We start from the raw sequence: 25,709 nt of genomic DNA, 5'->3' as shown, positions 1-25,709 counted from the left end.
ATTATTGGGACATTTTCAGGCTGCTCATCAAAAGAACCAAAAGGTGAGGCTGTTAATGTTAGAGTTGGATATTTTCCAAACATAACCCACGCACAACCGCTTGTAGGCCGCGACCAAGGTACTTTTCAAAAGGCTATAGGATCAAGTATTGGAAACTATTTAATGCAGGGCCAGCAGAAGTAGAGGCACTTTTTGCAGGAGCTATTTATATTGGATATATAGGACCCGGACCAGCTAAATAAAGTTTTAAAAGAAAACGGCCTAGCTGAAATAAAATAATACAGGTAATATGTTTAATACACTCAGTTAAAGGCATACTTTTTAAACAAAAGTATGCCTTTAACTTAATATTTTTAATTTTTTTGTCTATCCATTAATAACGATTACTTTATTAACTAATTTGCCTATATTCTCAATATAACATTCTACGATATCTTCATTTTTCAAAACCTTAGGTGGATCAAATCCTAGACCAACACCACTTGGAGTGCCTGTACTAATTATATCACCGGGCTTTAAAGTAAGCCCTTTTGACAAATCACTAATAATATATGGTATATCAAAAATTAAATTTCTTGTGTTGGAGTTTTGCCTTAATTCATCATTAACGCAACATGTTATATTTAGCTCTACTGGGAATTTAATTTCACTTTTATGAACTAAACATGGTCCCATAGGGCAAAATGTGTCTAAACTTTTCCCTTTAAACCACTGAGTGTGCTTTCCTTGCAAATCTCTAGCTGAAACATCATTAACTATAGTGTAGCCAAAAATGTATTCTTGTACATTCTCTGGTTTAATATCAGTTCCTTCTTTTCCAATTACTACTGCGAGTTCTACTTCATAATCTACTTGAGTTGTAACTTTTGAAGAAAATTTAATAAAATCACCACTTCCAATTGCAGGTGATGCTACTTTAGTAAAATATATAGGGTATTCTGGAATACCAGTACCTGATATTTTGGTTTTTTTAATTTCTTTTACATGATCTACATAATTTTTGCCAAGGCAAAATATATTTCTTTTGGGATTTGGTATTGGCGCAAGTAATTTAATTGAATTTAATGATACATAATTAAAATTGTTACTACTAATAGCATTTTTAATTTTCTCAACTGTATTTCCTTCAAAACTTTCTATTAGTTCAGTCATAGAACTAACACTAGCTTTACCTAATGAATTGTATATTTCATTGATATATATAACCTTTTGTCCAATAATAATTCCTACGCTTTCCTTACTTTTGTTAATATACGTAACAAATTTCATAATTAAGTCATCTCCTGCAGAGTTGCAATATTAAATTATTTATTATACCTTAGGGCATCTCGACCTTCAGCCCCATTGCTGATTCTTATAATATTTTTAACATCATAAACAAATATTTTTCCATCACCCATTTTCCCTGTATGAAGTACCTTCTTTGCAGTTTCTACAACTAATTCTACAGGAATATCGCAAACTATTACTTCTACTTTTATTTTAGGTAGAAGATTAATGTCTAATGCAAGCCCACGATAAAATTCTTTATGACCCTTTTGCATACCACATCCTAAAACGTTAGATACAGTCATTCCACTAATACCAATTTCGTTTAAAGCGTCTTTCAATTCATCAAATTTACTCGATGATGTAATAATATCTATCTTTGAAAATTTTTCTTCCATATCGGTACCCCCTTTTACTTTAACTTGTTTCATTAAATATCTATTCCACCGTAAGCTTCTTCTCCATGTAGTGAAACATCTAGTCCTTCCATTTCTTCTTCACTTGTTACTCTTAAACTCATAAATATACTTATAACTTTTAATATTATAAATGTCATTATTGCTGAGTATGCAATAATCGCTACAATTGCAATCAGTTGAATTCCTACTAAATTAATATTACCATATATTAATCCATTTGCGCCAGCAGAATTTATAGCTTTTGAAGCAAAAATACCAGTAGCTAGTCCTCCCCAAATGCCTCCAATTCCGCCTATTACTAGTGCTGCAACGAGTGCTGAAATACCCGAACTTACTTTCAACAACATATCCCCCTGCAAAATCTAATACTCCTAGATTTTTAAGCCATCCACCAGCACCCCATACCCAGTGTGCAATTGGATCGTAAACCATTATTGACCATAGTAAAATGAATACTGTAAAAACGAAAAATTTCATTCTCTCAGCAATTGCTCCTAAAATTATATTAGGAGTAATTATTGCAAACCTAAGCTGAAACAACTAAAAAGCAGACCAACTTAATGCAATTAAGTTGGTCTGCTAGTCTTTAATTATAGATGTAATTATTTATTATACCGAAGGGCATCTCGTCCTTCAGCACCATTACTGATTCTTATAATGTTTTTCACATCATAAACAAATATTTTTCCATCACCCATTTTCCCTGTGTGCAGTACTTTTTGTGCTGTTTCCACAACCAAGTCCACAGGAATATCACACACTATTATTTCTACTTTCAATTTTGGTAAAAGATTAATATCTAAAGCAAGTCCTCGATAAAATTCTTTGTGACCCTTTTGGATTCCACATCCTAGAACATTTGACACAGTCATACCGCTTATGCCAATTGCGTTTAATGCTTCCTTCAATTCCTCAAATTTGCTTGAAGATGTAATAATATCTATTTTTGAAAATTTTTCTTCCATAATAGTACCCCCTCTTTATTTATTAAATATCTATCCCACCATAAGCTTCCTCACCATGTTGAGAAATATCTAATCCATCATTTTCTTCATCTGCTGTTACTCTTAAGCTCATAAATACACCTAATACCTTCAATATTATAAATGTCATTATTGCTGAGTATGCAATCGTTGCTACAATTGCTATTATTTGAATTCCAAGCAATTTAATATTACCATGAATCAACCCATTTGCACCGGCAGAATTTATAGCCTTTGAAGCAAAAATACCAGTAGCTATTCCTCCCCAAATTCCTCCAATTCCATGACAACCAAAAGCATCTAATGCATCATCATATCCAAATTTTTGTTTAACTACAGTTACGCTAAAGTAACATATTATGCCGCCTATTCCACCTATCAATATGGAAGACATCGGACTTACAAAACCTGCACCAGGTGTTATTGCTACAAGTCCTACAACTATACCGCTTGCGAGTCCAAGCGATGTAACTTTCTTTCTAATAATTAACTCACATGTACACCAAGCTAATGCAGACGCCGCAGCAGATGTATTAGTTGTAATAAATGCATTAAGTGCTACACCATTTACTGCGAGTGCGCTTCCTGCATTAAATCCAAACCATCCAAACCACAAAATCCCTGCTCCAAGAAGTGTCATAGGAAGATTGTGTGGAGTAATTGATTTAAATTTTTTTCTCTTTCCTATTACAAGTGCTACAACAAGTGCAGATATACCTGAACTTATATGAACTACATTTCCACCTGCAAAATCTAGCGCTCCTAAATTTCTAAGCCATCCACCTGCACCCCATACCCAGTGTGCAATTGGATCATAAACTAATGTTGTCCATACTAAGATGAATACTGCAAATGCAAGAAATTTCATTCTTCCAGCAATTGCTCCTGAAATTAAAGCCGGTGTAATTATTGCAAACATTAACTGAAATAACATAAATACTGATTGTGGTATCGTAGTTGCATAGTCTGCATTTGGAAGAAAGCCTACACCATGCAATCCAAGAAACTGAAAATTACCAACAAAACCAGCAAAATCTTTTCCGAAACATAAAGTATAACCAATTAAAACCCATTGAAGTGATACAATTACCATTGCTGTATAACTGTGTACTGTAGTACTAAGTACATTTTTCCTTCTCACCATTCCACCATAAAATAAAGCAAGGCCCGGTGTCATTAACATTACTAATACCGTTGCAAAAATCATAAATGACGTATCTGTCGTATTTATTGCGTTCATAAAAATTCCCCCTAATTAAATATTATTATTCCTAGCTTTTAAAAATTCGTATTGTAGTCACAATGAATTTTTGCTTACCGTTAGAAATCATTTTACTAACTTTTGAAACATAAGTCAAGTATTTTAATATTCTGTTAATTCTATTTTTTCATTAAAAATATGTCATTTCTAGGCGTATTAACGCAAAAACAACATATAAATTCGAATGTAAACATTCACATTTATATATTTAATTTAATTTAAAAAGCTTCGTTTTTGCATGTCATTATTGAAATTAATTCATTTTATACGGAATTCCTTCTGGAATAATCATATATCCACTTGTACATAAACTTCAATATGGATTTATGCTTTATTTAACATATAAAACCAACCTCCTCAAATAAATTATCACAACCTTGTTAGTTATATTAGATTAATAGGTTTCAGTTTATTTGCAAAATTTATTTAATAAAAACCACTCTTGACTAATTTGTTATGGTGTAGCATATCACCCCAAGTCCTTACCACTGCTCATCATTAGCAAAACTAGCTTTTAAAAAGTTGAAAAACCGTTCTATAAATGGTAGGATATATAATAGATAAATGCAATTTTTATAAAATTGTACATATTGATAAATATTAATTTTAAAATTCAACATATATTTTTTTATTATATTTGAGGAGGCATAAAATGAGTTTATTATCAAGTTTAACTCAACAAGTTATTAAGAAAAACCCAAACGAACCAGAATTTCAACAGGCTGTAAAAGAAATACTAGAATCACTAGAGCCAGTTGCTGCAGCTCACCCTGAATGGATGGAAGCTGGTATATTTGATAGAATTGTAGAGCCTGAAAGACAAATTATATTTAGAGTTTCCTGGATAGATGATAAGGGAGCAGTAAATGTAAACAGAGGTTTTCGTGTCCAATTCAATAGTGCTATTGGACCTTACAAAGGTGGTTTAAGGCTTCACCCTTCAGTTAACCTTAGCATTATTAAGTTTCTTGGATTTGAACAAACTTTTAAAAACTCCTTAACTGGTCTACCAATTGGTGGTGGCAAGGGTGGAAGTGATTTTGATCCTAAGGGAAAATCTGATAGAGAAATAATGAGATTTTGTCAGAGTTTTATGACTGAGCTTTCAAAACATATTGGAGCTGATACAGACGTTCCTGCTGGTGATATTGGTGTTGGCGGCAGAGAAATTGGTTTTATGTATGGTCAATATAAAAGGCTTAGAAATGAATTTACAGGTGTATTAACTGGTAAGGGACTATCTTATGGTGGAAGTCTTGCTCGTACAGAAGCCACCGGATATGGCATGTGTTACTTTGTTGAAGAAATGCTTAAAGCTACAAAAAATTCCTTTAAAAATAAAACAGTTGTAATTTCTGGTTCAGGTAATGTTGCAATATACGGAGCTGAAAAAGCTATACAGCTAGGAGCAAATGTAGTTGCATTAAGTGATTCAAATGGATACATATATGATCCTACTGGAATTAAACTAGATACAGTTAAAAAAATTAAAGAAGTTAATAGAGAAAGAATAAGTGAATATGTTAAATACCATCCTACTGCAGAATATCATGAAGGTTGCTCAGGAATTTGGAAAATAAAGTGTGATATCGCACTTCCTTGTGCTACTCAGAATGAAATAAATGAATCATCTGCAAAAACTCTTGTAGCGAATGGATGTATAGCAGTTGGAGAAGGAGCAAATATGCCTTCCACTTCAGAAGCAATTAGTGTATTCTTAAAAAGCAAGATCCTTTTCGGACCTGCTAAAGCAGTTAATGCAGGCGGTGTTGCTACCTCAGCACTTGAGATGTCACAAAACAGCATAAGATACTCATGGACATTTGAAGAAGTTGATAATAAATTAAAGGCTATAATGTCAGATATTTATATTAAAGCAAGTAGTGCTGCAAAAGAATATGGATTTGAAGGTAATTTACTTGCCGGTGCTAATATAGCAGGATTCATTAAAGTAGCTGATGCTATGTATTCTGAGGGAATAGCATATTAATATTTGCTATTATCCCTTTAAAAAATAGTTTCACAGAATGAACTAAAATAAGGGATGGCAACTGGTCACCCTTTATTTTAGTTGTTTTTTTAAGCCACTTTTTTAATTTCGAACGTATATTGACAACAACGGATTAATTATGGTATTATTAATTCAATACCTTACTAAAACAGTAGGATTACTTCAAGGGGGAAATAAATGAAAAAATTATCTATATTAATTACCACTTTATTAGTAGCATCAGTAGGTCTTGTAGGATGCGGTACCAGTAAAACTACTACTTCAAAAAATTTGTTAGAAACAATAAAGAATGAAGGAAAAATACAAATTGGTACTGAGGGTACTTATGCACCATATACTTTCCATGATAAATCAGGAAAATTGACTGGATTTGATGTTGAAATTGCAACGGAAGTATCCAAACGTCTTGGAGTTAAACCCGAATTTGTAGAAACAAAGTGGGACGGTATGCTTGCCGGGTTAGGTGCAAAGAGATTTGACATGATAGCGAATGAAGTTGGAATCAATTCAGATAGAAAACTAAAATACGATTTCTCAACCTCGTATATAGTTTCGAAAGCTGTTCTAATAGTAAATAGTTCCGATAATACTATAAAAAAATTCGCTGATTTAAAGGGCAAGAAATCTGCTCAATCATTAACTAGTGACTTAGGCAAAATTGCAAAAGCTAATGGCGCGGTTCTCCAAGCAGTTGATGGCTTTAACCAGTCAATCGATCTTTTAGTTTCTAAAAGAGTAGATGCAACAGTTAATGACAGTTTATCTTACCTTGATCTAAAAAAACAAAAACCAAACCTTGCTATAAAAATTGTTGATCAAAAAGGAAATGCACAACCTAGCGGATTTATGTTCAATAAAGGAAATAAAGAATTAGTAACCGCAGTTAATAAAGCATTAGCTGACATGAAATCAGATGGCACTTACTCAAAAATTTCAAATAAATATTTTGGCAGCGATGTATCAAAATAAAAGGGTGATAAAATGAATTTAGACGCAGATACACTAAGAATACTCGGCATAGTTAAAGATTCTTTTTTTCCTTTATTAGTAGCAGGTGTGAAGTTTACAATTCCAGTAGCTGTGATTTCCTTCTTGCTTGGTTCAATTTTAGCTATGGTAACGGCTCTTGCTCGTATATCAAAATATAAATTACTAAACATAATATCAAGTTTATATGTTTGGATAATAAGAGGAACTCCTCTTCTCGTACAATTATTTATATTATTTTATGGATTACCAGCAGCCGGTATAACAATAGGACCACTCCCTGCAGCAATTATAGGTTTTACATTAAACGTGGGGGCTTATAATTCAGAAGTAATTAGAGCTTCCATTTTATCAATACCTAAGGGTCAATGGGAAGCTGCAAGTTCAATTGGTATGACTCATACTCAATCGCTCCTTCGTATAATTTTGCCACAGGCAGCTAGAGTATCTGTACCTCCACTGTCAAACTCCTTTATAAGTCTCATTAAAGATACATCACTTGCAGCTGCTATTACTTTAGCTGAAATGTTCCAAATTGCACAACAAATAACAGCAACAACATATGAGCCACTTGTATTGTATTGTGAGGTAGCTTTTATTTATCTGATGTTTTGTACAATATTAACTATAATTCAGCAAAGAATAGAGAAAAAACTTGAAAGATATGTAGCTAGGTAATTGGAGGAATTTCATGATTAGTATAAAAGATTTACACAAAAGTTTTGGCAATAATGAGATATTAAAAGGTATAGATTTAAAAATAAAAAAGGGAGAAACAACAATTGTAATAGGCCCTTCTGGTTCAGGTAAAACCACACTTCTTAGGTGCCTTAATTTATTAGAAGTTCCTAATAAAGGAACCATAAGCATTGGGGATAACGAATTGATATTTGGCGAAAATAAAGAACCAACCGATAAAGAAATATTAAAACTCAGACGCAATACAGGAATGGTATTTCAAGGTTTTCATTTATTTCCTCACATGACTGTAATTGCAAACATCATGGAGGGACTCACTACTGTGCTTAAGCAGCCTAAAAAAGCTGCACATGATAAAGCACTTAACCTTCTAGATAAAGTTGGACTTTTAGATAAGGCTGATAGTTACCCTCATGAACTCTCAGGTGGGCAACAACAAAGAGTTGCTATAGCACGTGCTATGGCAATCGAGCCATCAGTGTTGTTATTTGACGAACCAACTTCTGCACTAGATCCTGAGCTTGCAGCCGAGGTGCTTAAAGTTATGAAGGGTTTATCTCTTGAAGGTATGACCATGGTAGTCGTTACTCATAATATGAATTTTGCAAGAGATGTAGGCGACAATATAATATTTATGGATAACGGCATTATCCTTGATAATGGAACTCCAGAGGAATTATTAACTAACACAAGTAACGAACGAATAAAACAATTTTTAAGTTTAGATTTTAATTAATATAATTTATACAAAATTCAACAGCTGGAGTTTTATTATCATTTGATTCCTTCTTATTAATACGAGTTATTAAAACTTTAGCTTTAAGGATGGGCAGACACAACTCAAACACAAAAATCGTTTCTGATATAGTAGACGATTTAAAAAGAGCATTAGAATTATAATTTTATAATAGCAAAAACACATTCCTATAAAACATAGGAATGTGTTTTTTGTTGATATATTTGTTAAATTATTTTTCTTTAAGTATTACCAAAGCGCGCTTAGCAAGTTCCGAAAAATAATTGGCAGCTGGTAAAAGTGCAGCATCATCTACCTTAAATTTAGGATGATGAAGTGAGTATGACACACCTGTACCAATTTTTACAAATGCACCAGGTATTTTCTCTTGGTAAAAAGCAAAATCTTCACCAATTAGTGTATCCGGAAGTTTTCTAATAACATATCCTTGCTTTTGTGCAACTTCTAATGCAACCTCTGTCCAATCTTTCGTGTTATTTGTTGCTGGTGGTCCACTATACCATTTAAGCTCAGCAGTTGCTCCAAATGAGTCAGCCACACCTTTAATTATTTGTCTCATTTTGCTTGGAACAAACTCACGCATATTAGCATTAACAGTTCTCACTGTTCCTTCAATATAAGCCTTATTTGGAATTACATTCCATGTGTTACCACTTTCAATATGAGTAACACTAATAAGTACTTGATCAAAGGTGCTAACACTTCGACTAACAATCGTCTGGAGCGATGTAATTATATGAGCTGCAACAATAATTGGATCTATTCCCTTTTCTGGAGATGACGCATGAGTACCAATGCCCTCAATTTCAATTTCAAAACGATCTACGGCTGCAGTCATGGCTCCCACCTTTGTTCCAAAGCTTCCCAATTCTAACTCTGGTGCGCTATGGAGTCCAAAAATTGCAGCTACATTAGATAATGCTCCGCTTGCTAATACATCTTCCGCACCGTGTCCTAGCTCTTCAGCTGGCTGAAATATAATCCTTACTGTTCCTTCTAGTGTTGATTCTTGTTGCTTTAATAAATAAGCTGCACCTAAAATAACACTTGCATGAAAATCATGACCACATGCATGCATTTTACCACTAACTTGTGATTTATATTCTAACTCCGTCTCCTCAATAATAGGTAGTGCGTCAATATCTCCACGAATGGCTATAATTGGTCCTTCCCTATCTCCTGTTATTTCTGCAACTAGTCCTGTTTTTAGTGGTAATTTAAGTATACGAATTTGAGCCTCATTTAGTAACTTACGTAATGTTTTAGTTGTTTCAAATTCTTCATTAGATAACTCTGGATGTTTATGGAAGTTATGACGTACCTCTATAAGTTTTTTCTCTAAATTATTGATATTCTCTGATAATTTTTCATTTCCCATAATATTATACCCCTTAATTTTTTTTAAAATCTGTATTATCATTATATACTACTAATAGAACTTTCTTTGCTTTTTTTTAAAAAAGTATATGTATCATACTCTATAAAATAAACCCCCCAAATGTACATAACTATTTATTAGTTATATACATTTAATAGGAGTCACATATTTTAACCTACCATTAGTTCTTACTATAATCTCCCTAAATCCGTAAATTTAGATGATTCAAGTGATACGAACATTATTACTATGTAAAACTTGCTTAAATTCTGTAAAATGGTTAAGCTTTATATATATATATAATTATTTAGATATATATATTTTAAGGAGGCTCTTGTTATGGATAAAAAAACATACACTAAAAAAAATAAAGAACAGTTAAAAAAAGAACTAACACAAATTCAGTTTGAAGTAACTCAGGAAAATGCAACTGAAAGATCTTTTGACAATGAATTTTGGAACAACAAAGAAGAAGGAATATATGTAGATGTTAATAGTGGCGAAGCATTATTTACATCTCTTGATAAATTTGACTCAGGCTGTGGATGGCCTAGTTTTACTAAACCTGTTGATAATAAGAATGTTAAAGAAAAGAAAGATATGACCCTTGGAATGATGAGGACAGAAGTAAGAAGTTCTTATGCTGACAGCCATCTAGGTCATGTTTTCAATGATGGTCCTCGTGCTGAAGGTGGATTAAGATATTGCATAAATAGTGCATCATTAAAATTTATACCAGTTCACAAACTCAAAGATGCCGGTTATGAAGATTATTTGAAAATATTTAAGAAATGAATGATTTCGCCCATGATGGGCGTACAAGTAAAATTAGCCTAAAGCATTTGCTTTAGGCTAATTTTGTTATTATAAACCATCTTTTAAATTAATATATGTTTTGTAATTAGGTGAGTCTTCACTAATTAGTTTATTTAATTTCCAATTGTATCCACTAGAATCATCATAAACTAAAAAATAAACTGCTACAATAGAAACGCTCCTATCTTTACTTTTATTATTTTTATCATCTTTATACGTAATATTTCCATAAACATATTTTATATTTTTTAAACCCTTTGTAGATAATGTCTTATCAGTTTTAAAAGTCTTCGCTTCTTCCCCTGTTACCTTGTGATTATTAGACCACCAGAAAAGTAGATTACTTCCTTCAATTTCACCATTAGTAATAGAGGGTATAATTAACGACTCCGGAATATTGCTTATCACTGCACTATCAACTGTAGTTTCTGACCCATTTAATAAAGCTATATCGCTTAAAGATATCGAGAAAGTATAATTAGTCGATAATACTGACTTTATTTCACCTGCTATATTTTCCCTCTTAGCAATAAGATTTAGTGTTCCTTTCTTTTCATTAAACATTTTTCCAGATATATTAATGTTCTTAGTATACCCATCCTTTACAGTAAATCCTTTGCCTCCGAAAATATCAGAATAGGATACCGTTTCCGCAAGACCTTGCTTTTTTATAATTTGAATAGCTTTTTCATCTGAAAAATTTGGTGATAGTGTTAACTTAAAATCATCAGAACTATTTGCATCTATAGAATTAACACTCCATGTTTCATCCTCAAAAACAAGACTACACTTTATTTTCCCCGTGGCCCTAAGAAGTCCACTATCTATAGTGGTTTCCACTAAAATTTCTTCTTTTCCATTTTGAAAATCTGGTGTCCTTAATGTTATACCAAGCTTTTTAACATTTTGTCCATTTAATGCTTCCTGTGTATTCCCAATAGTCATTTTTAATCCTTTTAATTTGGCTAAAAATATTTTGTCATTTATTCCCACCACTGGTTTCACTGAAGTAATATTAAGAGTTACTGGTTTGCCATTAGTTTTCCATTCATTTTTGCCTTCTTTAAGATAAACTACTGATACCAAAACCTTTGCCTCAAGAGCATCATTATTTAGAGTTAATGCTACTTTCATCTCATCTTTACTCTTCTGCGTATTCCGATTGCTTATAATGAAACTTTTCATGTTATCTTTATTTATTTTTATTACTGTACCCTTGGGAAGTGTTACAACTGATCCTATCAGGTCTGCCTTTATTCTGGCATCATCAATAGGTCTAACAATAAAAAATGAGTATGCAAATACTGATACTATAATTACAGAAATAATTGCTATCATAGGTATAATTACTTTCTTATGTATAAATGTTTTCTTAACCCAAGCAAAAATTTTATCTCTTTTATACTTTCTTATATCCTTATCTGATATTACAGGCATTGCTGAGGTATCTTGCTCTTTCTTCTCATTTAATGTTGGTTTAGCTTTATTTTCTCCATCCTTATTATTAAGAATCTTTTCACCTTGCATTTCTATTTTTCCATCTATTTGCTCTCCACAATATGGACAAAATTTTAATCCATTAATATTACTAAATTCATTATTACAGCTGTCGCAACGCATTTGTTACCTCCAAATATTAATATAAGTCTAAAAACAAACAAAATGTCATCTTTAATATAATATAGCTTGTTTACATATTACATTATAACTTGAATGCTTCCTATATTCAAACATATTCTTAACATCTTTTTATTCTTAGGCAAACAAAAACTCACTCCAAAATAGGAGTGAGTGAATAACCATAGTATCAACATCTTAGTATAAAGAATCTTACTCGCCAAGATATGCACTTCTTACAGAATCATTAGTTAATAATTCTTTCGCGCTACCTTCTAAAACTATTTTCCCGGTTTCTAAAACATATGCTTTATGTGCAATCGATAGTGCCATATGAGCATTTTGTTCTACAAGTAAAACTGTAGTTCCTGACTTATTTATTTCTTCTATTATAGAGAATATATTTCTTACTACAAGTGGTGCAAGTCCCATAGATGGTTCATCTAACAGCAATATTCTTGGTCTTACCATAAGGGCTCTTCCCATAGCTAGCATTTGCTGTTCTCCACCACTTAATGTTCCAGCCATTTGCTTTATTCTTTCTTTAAGCCTTGGAAACTTGTCAAAAACCATCTCATAATCTTTTGCTATATCTCTTTTATCTTTTCTAATATAAGCTCCAAGTTCAAGATTTTCCATAACTGACATATTTGCAAATATTCTTCTTCCCTCAGGTACATGTGCAATACCTAGCTTTGAAAGTTTATAAGCAGCAGTGGTATGAATTGGTTTGCCTTCAAATAAAACACTTCCTGACTTTATAGGAATAAGTCCTGAAATAGCTCTTAATATTGAAGTTTTTCCAGCTCCATTAGCACCTATAAGTGTAACTATTTCGCCTTTCTTCACGTGTATGCTAATATCATGTAATGCATGTATTGCGCCATAATTTACATTTAACCCATCAATTTTAAGCATCAGTTACCTCCTCTCCAAGGTATGCCTCAATTACCTTAGGGTTATTCTTTATTTCATCAGGCGTCCCCTGCGCTATTACCTTACCGTAATCTACAACTATTATTCGCTCACATACTCCCATAACCAGTTTCATATCATGCTCAATTAGTAATATAGCTATTTTAAATTCATCTCTTACCCAATTTATGAGCCCCATCAGTTCATGAGTTTCTTGTGGATTCATACCAGCTGCCGGTTCATCGAGCAACAATAATTTAGGTTCAGCTGCAAGAGCTCTTGCTATTTCAAGTCTTCGTTGCTCTCCATAGGGAAGATTACATGCAAGCTCATTTCTTTTACCATCAAGCTTAAACACCTTAAGAATCTCAAGTGCTTTCTCTTCAATTTCAGCTTCTTCCTTTTTAAACTTTGGAAGCCTTAATATTGAATGAAATAAATTATATTTAACATTATAATTAAATGATATCTTCACATTATCAAGAACTGTTAAATCTTTAAATAATCTTATATTTTGAAATGTTCTAGCAATTCTTTTTTTAGTAATATCATAAGGTTTTATGCCTTGTATAAATTCTCCATTAAATTCTATAGTTCCAGATGTTGGGGCATAAACACCTGTCAACATATTAAAAATTGTAGTCTTTCCAGCTCCATTAGGTCCAATCAAACCTACAAGATCATGCTCTGAAAGGTTAAGTGCGAAATCAGAAACAGCTGTTAGCCCACCAAACTTAATTGTAAGATCATTTACCTTTAAAAGCTGCATCTTTATCACTTCCTTTTGAAAATTTATCAAATATTTTCATAGATAATTCTTTTGTACCCATTAGACCTTGAGGTCTAAATCTCATAATAATTATAAGTGCTAGTGGATAAATAATCATCCTATAATCGTTTAGGAATCTTAGCCCTTCTGGAAGAACTGTTAGTATACCTGTTGATAATACACTACCGGTTAAACTTCCCATTCCACCCATAACTACGTAAGTAACTAAATCTACTGATTTTAAGAAACCAAATTGTTCTGGCTTAATATACATTAGATAATGTGAAAATAATCCACCTGCAATACCTGCGAAGAAGGACCCGATAACAAAAGCCATAATCTTATACTTTGTAGTATTAATCCCCATAGCTTCTGCGGCTATTTCATCTTCGCGAACTGACATCATAGCCCTACCTTGCGAAGAACGTGCTATATTGTAAATTATAAAAATGGTAAAGACCATTATAAAAAATACCCAAGCAAAAGTAGTTTTAGGTGGTATTCCCGAAAGTCCACGCCCGCCTCCAAGCTTATCCATATTTGTTATAACAACTCTTATTATTTCTCCAAAACCTAAAGTAGTTATAGCAAGATAATCTCCTTTTAAACTTAAAGTAGGAAGACCAATAAGATATCCAATTAACCCAGCAACTACACCACCAAGAAGAAGCGCTATAGGAAACGGCATATTTAATTGAATTGTAGCCATTGCTGCTGCGTATGCCCCAATAGACATAAACCCTGCATGTCCTAGCGTTAACTGTCCTGTAATTCCTATAATAAGATTTAAACTTACTGCAAGAATAACATTTATACAAATTAATATTACTATTCTTCCATAATATCTATTTAACATTTCAGTATCCATTAGAAATGATAAAATAAAAAACAAGATGACTCCAATAACAAGTAAAATAATAGTATTTCTAAATTCTTTTTTCATTTTTATCACCTACACTTTCTCTCTGGTTTTCTTACCAAGAAGTCCAGAAGGCTTAACAATTAAAATAATAATAAGGATTGAAAATGCAATCGCATCTGAGTAACTAGATGATATATATACTTTACTAAACGTTTCAACTAGTCCCATTATTAGTCCACCCCATAGAGCACCTGGGATTATACCAATTCCACCGAGAACTGCTGCAACGAAAGCTTTTAGCCCCGGCATTATACCCATGTATGGATCTATACTCGAATACAAAATTCCAAATAGTACACCTGCAGCTCCTGCGAGCGCTGAACCAATTGCAAATGTTATAGATATAACAGAATCCACATTAATACCCATAAGTGCCGCCGCATCCTTATCAAAAGAAGTCGCTCTCATTGCTTTACCAGTTTTAGTTTTGAAAACTATAAATTGAAGTATTACTACAAGCAAAATTGACATTCCTATAATTATAAGTTGACGATTATCAATGCTTAAGCCAAGGAAATGTATTACCTTTGACGGCAAAAGAGTCTCTGGATATGTTTGTGGATCAGTAGTCATCTTAAGTCTTACTAAATTCTCAAGTAGTACTGACATTGCAATAGCTGTTATTAATATAGATAATTTCGGTGAATTTCTTAAAGGTTTGTATGCTATTTTTTCAACAACCACACCTGTTAATGCCGCTCCACCCATTGCTATTAATAATGTAGGTATAAAACTTAAATGTAGCATAGTTGCAGCGAAAAATCCAAAATATCCTCCAACCATAAAAACATCACCATGCGCAAAATTTATAAGTCCGATTATTCCATATACCATTGTATAACCAATTGCAATTAATGCATACACAAAACCTAATGATAAGCCATTAATAATCTGCTGTAAAAATTCCATTTATTTTTCCTCCATTTCTCATAATTTATATTTTAAAATACAGACATACTACAATTTATTAATGAAGTATATCTGCTAACTTTATTTTTGTTTTCTTATTAAGGAACAAGCTTTTTAACAAAATTGAACTTACCACCATCAACCTTTAAAATTACGGCTCCTTTAATTGCATCTCTATTTGCATCAAAAGATACTTTACCAGATACTACTTCAAGACTAGTTTTTGCGAGTGACGCTTTAATACTTGGTCCATCCGTTTTACCAGCAGTTCTTATAGCTTCTACCATTATCTTTGCAGCGTCGTAATTTAGAACTGCCATAGCATCTGCATTCAAATTGTATTTTGCTTTATATTCCTTTTGGAATGCGACAACTATAGGTGCTGTATCATCAGCTGAGTAATGATCAGATAAATAACATCCATTAACTGCAGTTCCACCAACCTTAAATAATTCAGCTGAATCCCAACCATCTCCACCTAGTAATGGAACATTTATCCCAATAGCCCTTGCTTGTTTTGCAATATTACCAACTGTTCCATAGTAATCAGGAAGTAATACTACATCTGGTTTTGTTGGTTGCATTTTTGTAAGCTGTGCCTTAAAATCTTTGTCTCCTGTAGCATAAGTTTCTTTCGCAACTATTTTTCCGCCTGCTGCAACAAACCCTTTTTCAAAGAACTCAGCCAATCCTTTAGAGTAATCATTACCATTATCATAAAGAATAGCCGCTGTCTTTGCCTTTAAATCTCCTGAAGCAAATTTTGCTAAAACACTGCCTTGGAAAGGATCTATAAAGCATGACCTAAAAACATATTCTCCACCTTTTTTAGTAACATCTGGGTTTGTTCCTGATCCTGTTATCATTGGTACTTTACTTTGAGTAGCTATTGGTCCAAGGGCTATAGCCGATCCGCTAGTTAATGGTCCAACTATTGCTACAACATTATCACTACTAATAAGCTTTGTACCAACGGTTGTTGCAGTATCTGGTTTACCTTCATCATCTTCATAAATAAACTTAATCTTACGTCCATTAATTCCGCCAGCTTTGTTCACTTGATCTTCTAACAATTTTATACCATTTTGTCCTGATTTTCCAAAAGATGAAACTGAACCAGTAAGTGGTAATACAACTCCAATTTTTATCTCTCCTGTAGTTGATGCACTTTTTGCACCGCATCCTGCAAGTAATCCTATAGCCATTGACATAGATAGTAATAACGACATTTTCTTTTTAAACATTTAATAACCCCCCGATTTCATATTTATTTTCTGATAAATACTACTTACACATTTCCAAATAATCGTGTACCAATACTTTATAAAACAATTATCACATGATTGCATTTTATGAATTAATATTTTTTAAATTATTCATAATTCGTAATTTTTATTAATAATATCATATATTTTAATGCTTATCAATACTTTTTTGATTGATTTAAAAATAAATATTTCAATTCATTCATTTTTTAAATAATTGCATGATTTATATTTTGTGATTCATAATTGTAAAAACATTTATAAAAAGATAGCTGCAATTTCTGCAGCTATCTTTTATCTTATATTATTATGTTATAAAGGTTAATGATTTATTTATAATATACCCTTCACGAAAAAACAAGTGGGAACAAAGTTCCCACTTGCTAGCTATCTGAATATGAAACTGGGACATTATTTATTCCAAGTTCCTGTGCTGCTGCGTATTGATCATGTCCTGATACAATAACAAGACTTCCTTTTTTTACAACAATTGGTTTATTAAACTTATTATTATTTTTCATGTAATTTAATGCCTTGTTTTTTGATCTTTTTAAAGACATACCTTCATTTTCATTTACTAACTTTGTTATATCCATTATTTCATCAGTTCCAGTTGGCATTTCATAATTTAAGTCTATTTGTCCATTTTCATCTTTTAACAAGTGAAATATTTTTATTGATGTTGCTTCTACTGAAATAAAAGGTGTACCTGTACGGTTTACACATGCTTTAAGTTCTCCTTTAATAACAAAATAATTTACATCTTCCATCCCTACTACCGCATCTCTCCAATAATCTTTTTTTACAACTACTCTATAAACAGATTCCATATTATCATAAGTTCCTATTTTAAATAGTAAATTAACATCCCCACTCTCTAGCCTATTTGTTTTTACAGGTAGGCCCTTAATTATAATTTCACTCTTATTCATAAATAAATTCTCCTTTTAATTACTTTATTTTTTATAAAAATACAACATAATACTTAATTATCTCTTAAGAATTTCACATATCCAAAATTCTAAAAATAAAACACCTAGAAAGCGCATACCGCTTCTAGGTGTTTTCTAACTAAATTATATTTTAATCCCATATTAATTTTAGCGCAAGTGAGTTTATCTATGACTATGTTAGATGATATTTTCAGTTCTTTAGTTTGAGAAATTTTAATACAAGCTAACACAGACCTCACCCCTTTATCATTTAATAATATTTTTTCTTTGCTTATGGATTCATTGTATCATTTTACAGATAAAATTACAATTTTAATATTATCTTTTTATATTAACCTTTATAACTATAAATACATAAAAGCATATAATTTATACTAAACATATTCTACAAATGAGATATAATAAGTTCCATTGTGCCAAAAGGCAATACTATTTGGATCACGTATGTTGAATATATTGTTTTTTCAAAAAACTCTGTTTGAGGTTCCATGTCAAGTTCTATACCTATATTAGACATTCCTACAAGATATAACCCATTGTTTAAATTCAAAAATTCACCCACAGAGTCTTTAGCCATTTCATCTACAGTTAATAATTCTTCCTCTGCATATCTAGATGCAAATAATGCAAAAACATCTTCCTTTGCATTAATATAAGTTAAAAAATTAATTGAGTTTTTTATTCTTTGACTCATGCAGCATTCTGTTTTGAATTCTTTAACTTTCATAATTTCATTAGTATAAACCTCAGAATCAATAAAACGAATTACATTCCTCATAAATAAAGCTATGTAATTTTTAATTTCTGTACCATATTTATCATTTTCTAAATTTACATAAATATCTATAATCTCATCTACATCATCTCTTTGCAATTTATCAAACTGAGCTTCCGAAATATTGTATTTTTTCTTATACTCATAAATTGCCTCTTCAAACTTTTCTAGTGAAATGTAATTTTTGTCAATTAGTGCTTGCGCAAGTAGAAGATGTCCAAATCTTTGAGATGAAAGCAACTCCTCTACTTGTTCTTCTTTTAAATATTCCATATCAACAGCTATTTCCCCAAACCGTCTATCAAGTTTTGTTTGCATTGAATGTACCTTACTTGCTTGATCCGCATTCATATATCCTGCATTTACTGCTAAAACCCCTAGTTTTAATCGTACTGATTGTTGATATTCTACTGCCATCTTTAATTGCTGAAAAGTTAAATATTTTTCATTTAATAAATATTGGCCAAAATACTGACTAAACATTGCATGACCTCCTTACTTATTTTAGATTAAGAAGAATTTTATTAATTTGTTCCTTTTCCCAAGGCTTTTGAACAAATTCGAATGCTCCTGCCTTTATCGCGACTTTTACATGTTCTTTTGTTCCAGCTGAAGATGCCATTACTACCTTTGCTTCATTATCAAATTCTATTATTTCTTTAACAGCCTCAATTCCATTTTTAAAAGGCATAATAATATCCATAAATACTAAATCTGGATTATTCTCTTTGTAACTATCTACGGCCTCTTGCCCATTAGATGCTTCTAAAATATTATTACAACCACAACTTTTTAATAACTCTTTCAATTTTTTTCTAATTAGCATAGAATCATCACAAACCAATATTTTCAGCAAATTTTCTATCACTTTAACCCCTCCTAATATAATAACAATACACTAAATTTCTATTTCTCTATTTACTTTCGTCGTTTTTCCAAAAAAACCTTTTTTTTACTGTATATTTTATTAAAAACAGTAAATAAACATATGATTTTCAAAAAGTAATTTTAAGAAAATGTGCTTTTTTATATTCATAATCTTTTACATATGTTTCATTAATCTGATTATATGAATGTTGAGATATACGAGGTTCATGAATTCCATACTCGTCTATAAATGATGTTATTATTGCCGAATGAAAAATAGAATTATTATAGTTTTCGTAAAATACTACATCTCCAATTTCAAGTTTACTTAAGTCCTCTACCTCTAAACCCTTAATAACATTTCTATTTAGTTTTTGATTCGTTTTCAAATACCAGAACAGCGAATTAGCAACAGCCCAACAAATTGAAGATTTACCTCTACCATCATACCACCAAGGTCTAACATTATTGTAATCCATTCTTGCTCCCCCTGCCATTAAACACTGAGAGACAAAATTAGTACAATCCCCCCCATTTCCATTAACAAATTCATAAAACTTATACCTTTTGTTTGGCTCAAGAGCGTACTTCATCGCATAACTTGTTGCTAGTTTTCTATCATATTTGCTTGTCATACTATTACTCCTTAAAATTTATATCAAAATACAGCTATATTTGTGCTCCAAAAATAGCTATATTCTGATTATACAAATCAAACTTACTAATTTCCCATTTTAAAGTATTTAAGACATAACCTAAAGCATCTGCATTATATCTACCAGCAATTTTTTGATATGCCAATAGCTCATACACTCCATTTGAATCAAAATCTACAGGATATAATCCACTTATGGGATTTACAAACCCGTTGATTGGGACCTTTAGTTTTCCGTTTGCATAATATATTTCACTTAAATAATCAATTCCCCTATTAGAGATATCAATAATGTATTTTTGTTTATTTGTTTTACTAATAACTTCAACCTTATAATTATCTTTATATATAACATCATATTTGTATAAATCGTTATATTCATTAAAGTCTAACAATACTTGAACTTTGTTATTAATAAAAGAATAAATATAATAATACATTATCCCACCACTACCGCCTGAATTAATACCTATCAAAATATCATCTACATGGTTACCTGTAAAATCTCCCAAAAGTATTTTAGGGTCGTATCCATTATTATCACTGAATGTTATATTAGTAAACTCACCTGTCATGCCATTTTGTATTTCAAGTGTTATTTTTTCAATGAATTGACTGCCATATGTTTTTATACCAGTTAAATACACATTATCAGGTATTCTATCCCCATTTACATCTCCACTTGCATAAGCTACAATTGTTGGTTTTATTATATTATCTCTAGAATAATTATTATACATAACGGCTCCTTTGTTTTATAAGCTTTATATAGTATCTTATGATACTTTCTTTGAAAATTTACAATTATTTATTAATAAAAAACTATTAGCTATAGAATAAACATATTAAAAAATGTTTATCCTATAGCTAATTTTTCATAATATAAAACTTACAATATAGTTCTCAACTGCTGAATATGAGTAATTATATATTCCATACATCCCATACCCATTGAAAAAGCAGCCAAGATTATTATCAGCATTATTGCAGCAAAATCATATTTCATTATCTCATCCTTGTTTATTAAATATCCTACAATAATTTCTACTCCAAGAAGAACTAAAATTACTGGCCACAGTGATGCTAGTCTTAAATAATTAATACTTGGATATATTAATCTGAGCAAAAACATTACCCCAAACATAACTAAAACTATTCCAGTAGTAAAAGTCCCAACTCGGCGTCCCTTAATCATTTATATCACACTCCTTTTTCTTGCCTATAATAAGCTTTGCACCTATAACAACTATTACTACACCTATTATTATCTGAGGAGCCATCCTTGTTACATCACTGATAACATTATATACATCTCCAGGAATATATCCAGCTAAGCTGTTAATAATATTGTTAAATATTAAGTATCCACCAAGAAGTACTAATAATATTCCTGAAAACAATGCATGTTTTTTTAATATATCTTTATCTACTTTTACCAGTTCATCAAGAGAAAATAAGTAGTTATCCTCTAAAAGTAAAAATTCTTCATCAGTTGCATACCTTTTGTTTAAGCAATCAAAAAACGAATAAAACCATATCAGCGGTGCAACGAAGAGAATTGATCCTATAGAAAGAAAACTCGAAAGAAATATTATGAAGAAAAACATTGTCATTAGTGATAATCCCATCTTCATAAATCCCATATACATGTGGCCAGCCCCAGGCAAAAGTGAAAAGCCAAAAGTTAAAAATTTATTTTTTTCCTTTTTCATTGTCAAATACCTCCATATTAATTATTTTTTTAGAAAAACTGTTAAGACTTGCACTAATTGTGTTTATTGAGCTTAAACTTATAGGATTTACATCCAATGGTTTATTAGCTATAAAATTTAATGAATTTGAAAAAACAAATATTAATGCTATACTTGCTGCAGTTATTACTCTAAGAGAGTAAAATATAAACTGAGTATTACTTTCTTTTTTCTTTTTTATTTTGCCTATCACCTCTTGCTCAAATCCTAAAGGAGCATCCGCAAGTTCATTATTACTAAAAGCATCTGCTAAAACATCTGCGCAGGTATCACACAAACATATATGCTCTGACATTAAAACTAGTTCATTATCACTTAGGGAACCCTCTTTAAACCTTTGTATCAATATCTTAGTTATATGTCCATTTTCATTGAATAATGTACAACTCACATAAACTCCTCCTTCCATAAATTTTTAAGAAGTTTTTTTGATCTATAAAGATGGGTTTGTAATGTTTTTAAACTTATCCCCGTATCTTTTGCCATATCTGAGAGTTTAATAGCTTCACAAAAATAATTTACTGCAACAGCTCTATAAGGCTCTTTTAATCTTTCACATAAATTGTGTATTTTTTTCTTACTACATCTTTCTAAAAGCATATCCTCTGGAGTACCCCCCTTATCTTTCAAAGATTCAAAATCTTCATTAGACAAGCTATAAATTACTCTTGCAGGACTCTTAAGAAAGTCTTTACATTTATTTATAGCAATTCTTGTAATCCAGGCCTTAAAATTAACTCCATCAAATTTACTATAATTCGTATATGCAGACAAAAATGTTTGTTGTGCCAAATCTTCTGCATCAAAGTAACTCTTAGTAAACGATAGACAAATAGTGATGATTAAACGTTCATATTGTTTTATATAGTTTGAAAATTCTTCCTCTTGAATAACCATCATCCCCCCCTTTTGTCCCTACAATAATATAACGATTAGAAAATAAAAAACACTTCAAATATAAAATAATATATATTATTTTTATTATTAATTTCAAAATGCCTTGTCCATAAAATTAGCATTAATGCATATAAAATATGCACAAATTTCATTAATATTCATACTATATTAGTAGATATTAATACTATAGGAGTTAAACATAATGAGTAAGAAAGTATCAATTACTCTACCAGATCATGTATATAGCCTTGCGTTAAAAAAATCCAAATTAACACATGGAGAAAATAATTTCTCCGCTTATTTACGTGAGCTAATAAGCAAAGAATTTACAGCGGATGACCTCAAAACAGAGTTAATTAAACTTAATGAGCCCCTATGGCTTGGGATTACAAAAACATCAGATTATAGTTCTACTTGTATGGTATGTAATAACCCAATTTCCCCAGGAGACACAATTTGTTATACAAACTTGGGATTTCAAGAGGTTTACAAAAATTGGGTTCATAAAAATTGTTGTAGAAAAGAATAAAAACTAAAGAGAATAAATTGAGTATGATCATTGCAACAAACTTATATATTTAGATACTCATTAAATAACTATTAATTTATATGCATGCTTTACTGTATATCACCATATTCAATTAAATGGAATTTAACATGTGTTGTTATTTGGGCAGATTTATATGCTGTATGCCAATCTACCATTTTGAAGTAACCATTATATTTGGCTCTTACCATATCGCCTATACCAATAGTATCACTCCCTATTTTTTGCATATACTCAATTAATTTTTGACAATCTTCTTGAATTTGCTCCTGAACAAAATTATCAAATTTTTTAACCTGCTTTTCATCATTTAGATTATCCCACTTATACTCATCTGCATTACCAGAAAAGTCTAAATAAATATCTACTACAGGTTTATTATTCTTTATTGATATTTTTATTTTCTTACTATTTTGAAAGAGTTGAATAGCTGCGCTTTGTTTTTCGCTATAGTTTGCTTCAGCCTCTGGTGGTAAACTGGCATTATAGGTGAATTTTTTATGCTTTAAAGTCTTCATCATTGACATTAACAGTCCATTTTCCTCTGCATTTATAGTTCCAACCATTTTCCCCCTCGAAAATAGGGCGGAACCTTTAACTTCAATAGACTTTTCATTAATCTTTATTAGTGGAGTTATATTATCAATACCTGGGGCTACATTTATTAAATCATACTTATATATCCTTGTTTCACTAGTGCTGGCGGTACTAACTGCACGCTCAAGTAATTCATTTATATATATAGAGCTTCTTGGTTTATCTGTAAAATTCTCTACTGATTGATGCATTAAACTTCTAGCGCTCCCATCAACAACTACTACCCAAGCAAGAATTGCATCAGAAGGATCCCTTTCAAATATTGAATTAAGATCATATATACGACCTTGACTAGCAAATTCTTTAGAAAATAAAATTAGCTGGATTTTACCTGCCATCATTTGCTTTCCTGACCTTCTATTTACATTATCCCTAGCTATCCTTGTCAAATTTGCTTCAATATCAAATAATTCTGATTTAGCAGTAGTAACACTTGCATCAATTACTGGCATGGCATAGGTAAGTTTTAAATTCCCTGCAGAAGCTGATTCTACACCTACTGCTGTCATAAACCCAGTTTTTTCTACTAACACTTGATCCCAGCAACCACAAAGTACAAATGGTATAACAAATATTAATGCAAATATTTTTCTTAACCTTTTATACATGTGATTTCACTCCCTTTTTTCGTATGAAAGAAAATAAGTAACATATAACTAAAAATATTGAAAATGTGGTTCCAGATATTAACATAACATTACTGTAATTGCTAATCTGTGAAATACTTTTGGGCACAATGCTTAATAATATTGTTATCGCTGTAAACATAAATAAATATATACCTTTTTTCTTTAGATTTAGCAGTTTATTTATACTATAATAGGTTATACAAAAGTATCCTCTAGTTGTCATAGCTATTACCGGTAGCCACATAGCTAAAAATAGTATATCCATTCTCTCTATTATAGGGGCTCTATACGATCTAGCTAATGTAATTGTTGGATACAAACTTTTTTTAAGCATTTCTTCTCCAAAGAAAGATGTAGTAACTATAAGAAGAAGTATACAAAATATAGTGGTAATAATATTTGCAAATATTGCATATTTCATAGCCTTTTTTTTATTTGTAATTTCTGGGTATATAACTGAAATTACTTCATAACCCAGAAAAGCAAAAATACATGGACTAAAGCTAGCTTTTATACCTTCTATACCGCATTGGCCTAAAGGCATTAAAAAACTAAACCTCAATTCTTTAAATACAAGAAAAAACAAAAGGAAGCAAAAACTTATGGAAAGATATATCATAAGTGAAAATCTGGATACATATTTTATTCCGTACCATGCTAAGTAGTAGGTAGGTATTATAGTGAAAATACATAGCACTAGTGTAGGAGTTGACCTTAAAAGGTGAATATGTATTGCATTTGTATAACTTCTTAAACTTATGCAGGTGCAGTACCATAAATATAAAACTATAAGTAAATTTAACAGATTACCAATGTTTTTTCCATATAATAACTTATCTATTTCGTATATAGATTTATTGTTATACCTGCACATAAGCCTTATAATTAGTGAAATTACCGTTGTTATTATTAAACTATATATAAGTATTGAAATCCAACCATCATGTCCGCAAGCTTTAGCTAATTCAGATGGCATGGTAAGAGCTCCTATACCTATTTGGATTGATACAATAAATCCCATTAATTGACCAGAGGAAATTTGATTTTCTCTACTATCCATT

At 31.2% G+C, this 25,709-nt stretch carries 29 protein-coding genes and 2 pseudogenes; 7 read left to right on the top strand and 24 right to left on the bottom strand.

Annotated features, from left to right (window positions below):
- Positions 1-366: 366 nt before the first annotated feature.
- The 5 genes and pseudogenes from A7L45_RS10355 to A7L45_RS10330 form a co-directional block, all read right to left on the bottom strand.
- Positions 367-1,269, bottom strand: a complete 903-nt coding sequence (locus A7L45_RS10355) for a fumarylacetoacetate hydrolase family protein (RefSeq protein WP_071612694.1) — start codon at positions 1,267-1,269, stop codon at positions 367-369.
- 35 nt (positions 1,270-1,304) lie between these two features.
- Complete coding sequence (locus tag A7L45_RS10350; RefSeq protein ID WP_071612693.1) at positions 1,305-1,667, bottom strand: P-II family nitrogen regulator; 363 nt, start codon at positions 1,665-1,667, stop codon at positions 1,305-1,307.
- Between the two features lie 32 nt (positions 1,668-1,699).
- Positions 1,700-2,228: pseudogene (locus tag A7L45_RS10345) on the bottom strand (hypothetical protein); the annotation flags it as partial.
- Positions 2,229-2,290: 62 nt separating this feature from the next.
- On the bottom strand, positions 2,291-2,653 hold the full coding sequence (locus A7L45_RS10335; RefSeq protein ID WP_071612690.1) for a P-II family nitrogen regulator: 363 nt from the start codon (positions 2,651-2,653) through the stop codon (positions 2,291-2,293).
- A gap of 22 nt (positions 2,654-2,675) precedes the next feature.
- Positions 2,676-3,911: an ammonium transporter gene (locus tag A7L45_RS10330; RefSeq protein WP_071612689.1), complete on the bottom strand. Its 1,236-nt coding sequence runs from the start codon at positions 3,909-3,911 to the stop codon at positions 2,676-2,678.
- A 673-nt stretch (positions 3,912-4,584) separates the two neighbouring features.
- Between A7L45_RS10330 and gdhA the strand changes: the two genes are divergently transcribed.
- The 5 genes and pseudogenes from gdhA to A7L45_RS24275 all read left to right on the top strand — a co-directional run.
- Entirely contained in the window at positions 4,585-5,922 is a 1,338-nt protein-coding gene (gene gdhA / locus A7L45_RS10325; protein WP_071612688.1) for an NADP-specific glutamate dehydrogenase, read from the top strand.
- Between the two features lie 198 nt (positions 5,923-6,120).
- Positions 6,121-6,912: an amino acid ABC transporter substrate-binding protein gene (locus tag A7L45_RS10320; RefSeq protein ID WP_071612687.1), complete on the top strand. Its 792-nt coding sequence runs from the start codon at positions 6,121-6,123 to the stop codon at positions 6,910-6,912.
- A gap of 12 nt (positions 6,913-6,924) precedes the next feature.
- Complete coding sequence (locus A7L45_RS10315) at positions 6,925-7,608, top strand: amino acid ABC transporter permease (RefSeq protein ID WP_071612686.1); 684 nt, start codon at positions 6,925-6,927, stop codon at positions 7,606-7,608.
- Between the two features lie 13 nt (positions 7,609-7,621).
- Positions 7,622-8,365, top strand: a complete 744-nt coding sequence (locus A7L45_RS10310) for an amino acid ABC transporter ATP-binding protein (protein ID WP_071612685.1) — start codon at positions 7,622-7,624, stop codon at positions 8,363-8,365.
- A gap of 5 nt (positions 8,366-8,370) precedes the next feature.
- Positions 8,371-8,499, top strand: a pseudogene (locus tag A7L45_RS24275) (methionine biosynthesis PLP-dependent protein); the annotation flags it as partial.
- Positions 8,500-8,597: 98 nt separating this feature from the next.
- Here the strand turns inward: A7L45_RS24275 and A7L45_RS10300 are convergent.
- A complete protein-coding gene (locus A7L45_RS10300) occupies positions 8,598-9,764 on the bottom strand; it encodes an amidohydrolase (RefSeq protein WP_071612684.1) in 1,167 nt (388 codons plus the stop codon).
- Positions 9,765-10,103: 339 nt separating this feature from the next.
- Between A7L45_RS10300 and msrB the strand changes: the two genes are divergently transcribed.
- A complete protein-coding gene (gene msrB / locus A7L45_RS10295) occupies positions 10,104-10,559 on the top strand; it encodes a peptide-methionine (R)-S-oxide reductase MsrB (protein ID WP_071612683.1) in 456 nt (151 codons plus the stop codon).
- A gap of 69 nt (positions 10,560-10,628) precedes the next feature.
- Here the strand turns inward: msrB and A7L45_RS10290 are convergent, their stop codons facing one another.
- The 16 genes from A7L45_RS10290 to A7L45_RS10220 form a co-directional block, all read right to left on the bottom strand.
- Positions 10,629-12,200, bottom strand: coding sequence for a TFIIB-type zinc finger domain-containing protein (locus tag A7L45_RS10290; RefSeq protein ID WP_071612682.1), 1,572 nt, complete (start codon positions 12,198-12,200; stop codon positions 10,629-10,631).
- A 210-nt stretch (positions 12,201-12,410) separates the two neighbouring features.
- Positions 12,411-13,115, bottom strand: coding sequence for an ABC transporter ATP-binding protein (locus A7L45_RS10285; RefSeq protein WP_071612681.1), 705 nt, complete (start codon positions 13,113-13,115; stop codon positions 12,411-12,413).
- Complete coding sequence (locus A7L45_RS10280; RefSeq protein ID WP_071612680.1) at positions 13,108-13,881, bottom strand: ABC transporter ATP-binding protein; 774 nt, start codon at positions 13,879-13,881, stop codon at positions 13,108-13,110. Before A7L45_RS10280 ends, A7L45_RS10285 begins: the two co-directional genes overlap by 8 nt.
- A complete protein-coding gene (locus tag A7L45_RS10275; RefSeq protein ID WP_071612679.1) occupies positions 13,859-14,824 on the bottom strand; it encodes a branched-chain amino acid ABC transporter permease in 966 nt (321 codons plus the stop codon). Before A7L45_RS10275 ends, A7L45_RS10280 begins: the two co-directional genes overlap by 23 nt.
- 9 nt (positions 14,825-14,833) lie before the next feature.
- Complete coding sequence (locus tag A7L45_RS10270) at positions 14,834-15,712, bottom strand: branched-chain amino acid ABC transporter permease (protein ID WP_071612678.1); 879 nt, start codon at positions 15,710-15,712, stop codon at positions 14,834-14,836.
- A 98-nt stretch (positions 15,713-15,810) separates the two neighbouring features.
- Positions 15,811-16,956 carry an ABC transporter substrate-binding protein gene (locus A7L45_RS10265; RefSeq protein WP_071612677.1) on the bottom strand — a complete coding sequence of 382 codons (1,146 nt, stop codon included), beginning with the start codon at positions 16,954-16,956 and terminating at the stop codon, positions 15,811-15,813.
- Between the two features lie 404 nt (positions 16,957-17,360).
- Positions 17,361-17,909 carry a ParB N-terminal domain-containing protein gene (locus A7L45_RS10260; protein ID WP_071612676.1) on the bottom strand — a complete coding sequence of 183 codons (549 nt, stop codon included), beginning with the start codon at positions 17,907-17,909 and terminating at the stop codon, positions 17,361-17,363.
- A gap of 104 nt (positions 17,910-18,013) precedes the next feature.
- Positions 18,014-18,160 (bottom strand): hypothetical protein, encoded by a 147-nt coding sequence (locus A7L45_RS23195; protein ID WP_153882461.1) that lies wholly within the window; start codon positions 18,158-18,160, stop codon positions 18,014-18,016.
- Positions 18,161-18,315: 155 nt separating this feature from the next.
- Entirely contained in the window at positions 18,316-19,188 is an 873-nt protein-coding gene (locus A7L45_RS10255; RefSeq protein WP_071612675.1) for a hypothetical protein, read from the bottom strand.
- A 16-nt stretch (positions 19,189-19,204) separates the two neighbouring features.
- Complete coding sequence (locus A7L45_RS10250; RefSeq protein WP_084647431.1) at positions 19,205-19,573, bottom strand: response regulator; 369 nt, start codon at positions 19,571-19,573, stop codon at positions 19,205-19,207.
- A 127-nt stretch (positions 19,574-19,700) separates the two neighbouring features.
- Positions 19,701-20,207, bottom strand: coding sequence for an amidase domain-containing protein (locus A7L45_RS10245; protein ID WP_071612674.1), 507 nt, complete (start codon positions 20,205-20,207; stop codon positions 19,701-19,703).
- 34 nt (positions 20,208-20,241) lie between these two features.
- A complete protein-coding gene (locus tag A7L45_RS10240) occupies positions 20,242-20,967 on the bottom strand; it encodes a spore coat protein (RefSeq protein ID WP_071612673.1) in 726 nt (241 codons plus the stop codon).
- A 149-nt stretch (positions 20,968-21,116) separates the two neighbouring features.
- Positions 21,117-21,422 (bottom strand): LiaI-LiaF-like domain-containing protein, encoded by a 306-nt coding sequence (locus A7L45_RS10235; RefSeq protein WP_071612672.1) that lies wholly within the window; start codon positions 21,420-21,422, stop codon positions 21,117-21,119.
- A complete protein-coding gene (locus tag A7L45_RS10230) occupies positions 21,415-21,939 on the bottom strand; it encodes a hypothetical protein (protein ID WP_071612671.1) in 525 nt (174 codons plus the stop codon). The genes A7L45_RS10235 and A7L45_RS10230 overlap by 8 nt, the downstream gene beginning before the upstream one ends.
- On the bottom strand, positions 21,920-22,369 hold the full coding sequence (locus tag A7L45_RS10225; RefSeq protein WP_151553960.1) for a hypothetical protein: 450 nt from the start codon (positions 22,367-22,369) through the stop codon (positions 21,920-21,922). The genes A7L45_RS10230 and A7L45_RS10225 overlap by 20 nt, the downstream gene beginning before the upstream one ends.
- On the bottom strand, positions 22,366-22,878 hold the full coding sequence (locus tag A7L45_RS10220) for an RNA polymerase sigma factor (RefSeq protein WP_071612669.1): 513 nt from the start codon (positions 22,876-22,878) through the stop codon (positions 22,366-22,368). The genes A7L45_RS10225 and A7L45_RS10220 overlap by 4 nt, the downstream gene beginning before the upstream one ends.
- Positions 22,879-23,077: 199 nt before the next feature.
- On the opposite strand from A7L45_RS10220, the gene A7L45_RS10215 reads away from it, so the two are divergent.
- A complete protein-coding gene (locus tag A7L45_RS10215) occupies positions 23,078-23,404 on the top strand; it encodes a hypothetical protein (RefSeq protein WP_071612668.1) in 327 nt (108 codons plus the stop codon).
- Between the two features lie 89 nt (positions 23,405-23,493).
- Here the strand turns inward: A7L45_RS10215 and A7L45_RS10210 are convergent, their stop codons facing one another.
- A complete protein-coding gene (locus A7L45_RS10210) occupies positions 23,494-24,627 on the bottom strand; it encodes a Ger(x)C family spore germination protein (protein WP_071612667.1) in 1,134 nt (377 codons plus the stop codon).
- A complete protein-coding gene (locus A7L45_RS10205; protein ID WP_071612666.1) occupies positions 24,620-25,708 on the bottom strand; it encodes a GerAB/ArcD/ProY family transporter in 1,089 nt (362 codons plus the stop codon). The genes A7L45_RS10210 and A7L45_RS10205 overlap by 8 nt, the downstream gene beginning before the upstream one ends.
- Between the last annotated feature and the right edge of the window lies 1 nt (position 25,709).

The organism is Clostridium estertheticum subsp. estertheticum, from assembly GCF_001877035.1.
Taxonomy (GTDB): Bacteria; Bacillota; Clostridia; order Clostridiales; family Clostridiaceae; genus Clostridium_AD; species Clostridium_AD estertheticum.
The sequence above is the reverse complement of the archived record's forward strand: the minus strand, read 5'-3'. Positions and strand labels throughout refer to the sequence as shown.

Bases quoted from the DNA above. Each gene is read 5' to 3' on its own strand.
- msrB (WP_071612683.1), top strand. From the start codon at position 10,104: ATGGATAAAAAAACATACACTAAAAAAAATAAAGAACAGTTAAAAAAA.
- A7L45_RS10270 (WP_071612678.1), bottom strand. From the start codon at position 15,712: ATGGAATTTTTACAGCAGATTATTAATGGCTTATCATTAGGTTTTGTG.
- A7L45_RS10355 (WP_071612694.1), bottom strand. From the start codon at position 1,269: ATGAAATTTGTTACGTATATTAACAAAAGTAAGGAAAGCGTAGGAATT.
- gdhA (WP_071612688.1), top strand. From the start codon at position 4,585: ATGAGTTTATTATCAAGTTTAACTCAACAAGTTATTAAGAAAAACCCA.
- A7L45_RS10315 (WP_071612686.1), top strand. From the start codon at position 6,925: ATGAATTTAGACGCAGATACACTAAGAATACTCGGCATAGTTAAAGAT.
- A7L45_RS10275 (WP_071612679.1), bottom strand. From the start codon at position 14,824: ATGAAAAAAGAATTTAGAAATACTATTATTTTACTTGTTATTGGAGTC.
- A7L45_RS10285 (WP_071612681.1), bottom strand. From the start codon at position 13,115: ATGCTTAAAATTGATGGGTTAAATGTAAATTATGGCGCAATACATGCA.
- A7L45_RS10265 (WP_071612677.1), bottom strand. From the start codon at position 16,956: ATGTTTAAAAAGAAAATGTCGTTATTACTATCTATGTCAATGGCTATA.
- A7L45_RS10330 (WP_071612689.1), bottom strand. From the start codon at position 3,911: ATGAACGCAATAAATACGACAGATACGTCATTTATGATTTTTGCAACG.
- A7L45_RS10210 (WP_071612667.1), bottom strand. From the start codon at position 24,627: ATGTATAAAAGGTTAAGAAAAATATTTGCATTAATATTTGTTATACCA.
- A7L45_RS10205 (WP_071612666.1), bottom strand. From the start codon at position 25,708: ATGGATAGTAGAGAAAATCAAATTTCCTCTGGTCAATTAATGGGATTT.
- A7L45_RS10220 (WP_071612669.1), bottom strand. From the start codon at position 22,878: ATGATGGTTATTCAAGAGGAAGAATTTTCAAACTATATAAAACAATAT.
- A7L45_RS10230 (WP_071612671.1), bottom strand. From the start codon at position 21,939: ATGAAAAAGGAAAAAAATAAATTTTTAACTTTTGGCTTTTCACTTTTG.
- A7L45_RS10300 (WP_071612684.1), bottom strand. From the start codon at position 9,764: ATGGGAAATGAAAAATTATCAGAGAATATCAATAATTTAGAGAAAAAA.
- A7L45_RS10310 (WP_071612685.1), top strand. From the start codon at position 7,622: ATGATTAGTATAAAAGATTTACACAAAAGTTTTGGCAATAATGAGATA.
- A7L45_RS10245 (WP_071612674.1), bottom strand. From the start codon at position 20,207: ATGACAAGCAAATATGATAGAAAACTAGCAACAAGTTATGCGATGAAG.
- A7L45_RS10255 (WP_071612675.1), bottom strand. From the start codon at position 19,188: ATGTTTAGTCAGTATTTTGGCCAATATTTATTAAATGAAAAATATTTA.
- A7L45_RS10290 (WP_071612682.1), bottom strand. From the start codon at position 12,200: ATGCGTTGCGACAGCTGTAATAATGAATTTAGTAATATTAATGGATTA.
- A7L45_RS10335 (WP_071612690.1), bottom strand. From the start codon at position 2,653: ATGGAAGAAAAATTTTCAAAAATAGATATTATTACATCTTCAAGCAAA.
- A7L45_RS10320 (WP_071612687.1), top strand. From the start codon at position 6,121: ATGAAAAAATTATCTATATTAATTACCACTTTATTAGTAGCATCAGTA.
- A7L45_RS10240 (WP_071612673.1), bottom strand. From the start codon at position 20,967: ATGTATAATAATTATTCTAGAGATAATATAATAAAACCAACAATTGTA.
- A7L45_RS10350 (WP_071612693.1), bottom strand. From the start codon at position 1,667: ATGGAAGAAAAATTTTCAAAGATAGATATTATTACATCATCGAGTAAA.
- A7L45_RS10235 (WP_071612672.1), bottom strand. From the start codon at position 21,422: ATGATTAAGGGACGCCGAGTTGGGACTTTTACTACTGGAATAGTTTTA.
- A7L45_RS10260 (WP_071612676.1), bottom strand. From the start codon at position 17,909: ATGAATAAGAGTGAAATTATAATTAAGGGCCTACCTGTAAAAACAAAT.
- A7L45_RS10280 (WP_071612680.1), bottom strand. From the start codon at position 13,881: ATGCAGCTTTTAAAGGTAAATGATCTTACAATTAAGTTTGGTGGGCTA.
- A7L45_RS10215 (WP_071612668.1), top strand. From the start codon at position 23,078: ATGAGTAAGAAAGTATCAATTACTCTACCAGATCATGTATATAGCCTT.